Here is a 4,178-nt window from a genome sequence, read left to right on the forward strand (position 1 = left end):
ACTTCAAAACCGTTGGAGTACGCTTTTCCGGTTCTATTTCCATCCCTGCTAAAATAGCATCATTCACCCTCTGACTAATGCCAGAATTATAATGTTTTGGCGCTGGTAAAGGTTCATCATCATATTTGCGGTTTTGTGCGGGTACGGGACTAAATTCACCCTCTTTGTTGAGTCCATCAGCCGTGAGCAGATAATATAAAGTAGCAGCTAAAGCATAAACATCGGTATGGGGTCCAAAACTCCCTTTGCGACGATATTGTTCAATAGGTGCATAACCTTCTGTTAAAGAAGCTGTCATACTTTTAGTAGCAATACTGCGAGTTAAACCAAAGTCAATTAAAACCGCTTCTTGTTTATTTTGACGTAAGAGAATATTTGCAGGTTTAATGTCCCGGTGTAAACTGCCTTTAGCGTGAATATATTCTAAAGCCTGACCAATTTGATCTATATATAATAGTGCTTCGCTTTCGGCAAGTTGTCCCCTTTGTCTAATATATTGAAATAAAGTTACTCCATCAATATATTCCATCACCACGCCAAAAAGCTCACCTGCTTGAATGACTTCATAAACTTTGAGAATGTGTTTATGATCAAAACCTTTAATTGTCAAGGCTTCGTTAATAAACTCAACCTGTTGTTCTGGAAAATCCTCTCGCAATTGCATTTGCTGATTGAGGGTTTTAATGGCGTATAATTTACCCGTGCTAGGTTCTAAGGCTTTGTAGGTAGTCCGAAAACCACCACTACCCAAGGGTTTACCTTGAATGATAAATCTACCGTTATTAATTTCTTGCCCTGGTTGCCAAATAATCATATTCTTGTAGATATGGTGAAGATTAATTTAATTATATCATGGTAATTATATCATGGCCTTGGTTAGATCCCCGACATCTTGAGAAATAGAAATTAAGCTACCCCATAACCAGTATAAGGACGTTTATATGGTGGTTGTAAACCAAAAACAATATCCTCTTTTGGTACTCCCATATTGACTAATTCTTGAGCTAAATCTGTTTCTGTGGTATTTTGTTGAATCCAGATTTTGTTATTTTTAATGTCAAAATGAATCACACTATGATAAACCCGCGTTAAACCGTTCCAACCGACACGAAACAATTGATAATGATCATGAATGGTATCAAAAATCAATTCATTATCTATTTCATCATATTTAGGTTTAAATTGACTATGTTCTTGGAGTATAGTTTGAATATATTGACGATAATTTTCTAAATTTGCCATTTGACAATTACCTCCATTATTGGATTATAGACTATGATTTTAACTTTATGTCTTTCTACTGCTATTTTAGCAAGTCGAGTTTGAAAAAAGGATTTGTAAGTTTCTTCGGGAACTGCTAAATATAATACTCTTTGTGATTCTGTTTCTTCTAACATTATTTGATAATTGAGAAATTGTCCTAATGCTGTATGAAATTCACTTACTGCTGAGTTACTAGCAAAACTTTTAATTTCTACAGCAATCTTTTCTTCTCCTTTTTCGGCTGCAATTAATCTTTCTGCACCTAAATCAATTTTCAATGTTGTATCTTCTAATTCTACCTCTAATGGATCATGAGTAATTAACCATTGTTCTTTTAATAATGCGTTGACAACTGCTTGATGAAATAAATCTCTTGCTGACATAATACTGTAAATCCTTTAATCCTGTACTTCGACTTCGCTCAGTAACCGTATATCCTGATTTCTGACAAATACAACTTTCATCACCAACAAACCATCTATAAATTACCATCCTTTACATCCTTTATATTGAAATAAAGTTACTCCATCAATATATTCCATCACTACGCCAAAAAGCTCACCTGATTGAATGACTTCATGGACTTTGAGAATATGCTTATGATCAAAACCTTTAATTGTCAAGGCTTCGTTAATAAACTTAACTTGTTGTTCTGCAAAATCCTCTCGCAATTGCATTTGCTGATTGAGGGTTTTAATGGCGTATAATTTACCCGTGCTGGGTTCTAAGGCTTTGTAGGTAGTCCCAAAACCACCACTACCCAAGGGTTTACCTTGAATGATAAATCTACCGTTATTAATTTGTTGCCCTGGTTGCCAAATAATCATACCCTTGTAGATATGGTGAAGATTAATTTAATTATATCCTGATAATTATATCATGGTGTTGGTTAGATCCCCGACATCTTCAAGAAGTTGGGGATATCGGATGTTATAATGTTGAAAAATTCAAATTATAAGGAGTGGCAATGATGTTGTTAGAATTAAAGCGCATTCATGTACCACCAGGACAAAGAGTTATATTAGAAAATGTGACTTGGAAAGAATTAGAAACAATTATTGCAGAATTGGGAGAACACCGGGCTGCGCGAATTGCTTATGATAAGGGAATATTAGAAATTATCAGTCCTTTAGCAGAACATGAATTTGATAAAGAAATTATTAGTGATTTAGTCAAAGCATTGTTAGAACAGTTAGATGTTGAATTTATTAGTCTTGGTTCTACGACCTTTAAAAATCAATTTATGGCACAAGGTATAGAACCTGATCAATGTTTTTATATTCAAAATGAGGCTGTAATTCGGGGGAAAAAAAGATTGGATTTAACAATTGACCCTCCTCCAGATTTAGCTTTAGAAATTGATATTACTTCCCGTACCCATTTGAATATATATCAAAGTTTGCAAGTTCCTGAAGTATGGCGGTTTGAAAACGGAATTTTGCAAATTAATCTTTTACAAAATGGTGTTTATGTGGAATCTAAATCTAGTTTAAATTTTCCTAATTTACCTTTAATTGAAGTGATTCCTGAATCTTTACAGAAGAGTAGAACTATAGGAAGAAATGCGACATTAAAGGCTTTTAGAAATTGGCTAAACAGCTTGTAGAAAGGTAAATTCCTCTCTACAAGGTTTAAATTATTTAGTTCTTTCTAATGTATGGTAACAACCCATAGCTACTTTGGTATTTGGGGCATATAAAAGATGACGCATAAAGGCGGTAATATTGGCATTTTAACTATTTTTCCCCGTAATAGATAGTCCTTCTACTATCAGTGATGGTGTATAACAAGAACCATTCCAATCTGCGTCTCCACCGAGTTGTACCACTTGTTTCAGGGCTGTGTACACATTTCCTGCTACCATCGTATCCTTGACCCGGCCAATTATTTGACCGTTTTTTACCCGATATCCTAAATCAACATTAATAGAAAAATCACCAGATAGTCCGCTACAACTACCTAACATTTGATCGATAATTAAGCCATCATCCATCTTTCTAATCAAGTCTAATAGGGAAAGATCACCAGGTTGAATTAGGAAGTTAAATAGCCCCGGTGTGGGATAACTACTTAAACCAGGACGGAAACCATTACCAGTGCTACCGCTGTTTAATTTTTGTCCCGTAGTGCGATCGCTATAAAAACTCCGTAAAATTCCATTTTCGATAAATATTAATGACTGGGTAGGTTGACCTTCATCATCAAAGGGACAGCTATAGGGGCCTGCGGCTGGGTTTTGGTAAAGGGTAAGGGTGGGTGCAATTACTGGTTTACCTAACCTATCAACCCAGGGAGAAGATTTTTCGAGGATGTGTTTACCATTCAAAGCTGCTTGCACAGTTCCCCACAGCATATCTGCTGCTTTGGAAGTGAACAAGACAGGACAACGACCACTGGGACTAGGAACATTTTCCTTAGCCCAATTTAAGCGCTGTAAAATTTGATTGGCTACTTTCTCTGGGTTAAGTTGATCTCGTTGGGTTTGGCCATCAGCAACATTGAGAAAATCATCACCTCTGACCCATTCTGCTGACATATAGCAGCTAAGTGTGGTGTCAGTGTAATGAGAGTCTAAACCTTGGCTGTTGATTAGTCTGGTGTTTTCTAGATCACATTCCCATTCACTATGACAAAGAACATCTGGATAGACATCACGAATCAAAGCGATCGCCTCTTTACCCCAATTAATCAACCTTTCGACAGATACAGATGTACCTAAATCCGGGTAAGATTGCCCGCTATGACTCCCTAATTCTACTGCTTCTGGTGGATTTAAGCGACTCAGTGCCAAAGATTTCCCCACCATAGCATGGGGATCAACATCACCATAAGCTACCGTCAAACCGGGACAACCATCCCGCCATAACCGCAGGGCTGTACCTTCAGATTGACTGGTTTCTATTTGTTTGAGGCGG

The 4,178-nt window shown here is 36.7% G+C and carries 6 protein-coding genes; 1 reads left to right on the forward strand and 5 read right to left on the reverse strand.

Annotation, left to right across the window (positions count from 1 at the left end; translation table 11 throughout):
* The 4 genes from ACIR310F_RS21110 to ACIR310F_RS0100855 form a co-directional block, all read right to left on the reverse strand.
* Window positions 1-814: serine/threonine protein kinase (locus tag ACIR310F_RS21110; protein WP_035367392.1), on the reverse strand; the 814-nt coding region annotated here is incomplete at its 3' end.
* Window positions 815-906: 92 nt separating this feature from the next.
* Complete coding sequence (locus ACIR310F_RS0100845) at window positions 907-1,242, reverse strand: XisI protein (RefSeq protein WP_028082185.1); 336 nt, start codon at window positions 1,240-1,242, stop codon at window positions 907-909.
* Entirely contained in the window at window positions 1,230-1,646 is a 417-nt protein-coding gene (locus tag ACIR310F_RS0100850; protein WP_028082186.1) for a XisH family protein, read from the reverse strand. The genes ACIR310F_RS0100845 and ACIR310F_RS0100850 overlap by 13 nt, the downstream gene beginning before the upstream one ends.
* 102 nt (window positions 1,647-1,748) lie before the next feature.
* On the reverse strand, window positions 1,749-2,090 hold the full coding sequence (locus ACIR310F_RS0100855) for a protein kinase domain-containing protein (RefSeq protein WP_028082187.1): 342 nt from the start codon (window positions 2,088-2,090) through the stop codon (window positions 1,749-1,751).
* 143 nt (window positions 2,091-2,233) lie between these two features.
* On the opposite strand from ACIR310F_RS0100855, the gene ACIR310F_RS0100860 reads away from it, so the two are divergent.
* On the forward strand, window positions 2,234-2,869 hold the full coding sequence (locus ACIR310F_RS0100860) for a Uma2 family endonuclease (protein WP_028082188.1): 636 nt from the start codon (window positions 2,234-2,236) through the stop codon (window positions 2,867-2,869).
* 126 nt (window positions 2,870-2,995) lie between these two features.
* Here ACIR310F_RS0100860 and ACIR310F_RS21115 read toward each other — a convergent pair.
* A partial coding sequence (locus tag ACIR310F_RS21115) for a TldD/PmbA family protein (protein WP_231387347.1) occupies window positions 2,996-4,178 on the reverse strand: 1,183 nt, incomplete at its 5' end.

The sequence above is a fragment of the Dolichospermum circinale AWQC310F genome (assembly GCF_000426925.1).
In the GTDB taxonomy this organism is placed as follows: Bacteria; Cyanobacteriota; Cyanobacteriia; order Cyanobacteriales; family Nostocaceae; genus Dolichospermum; species Dolichospermum circinale.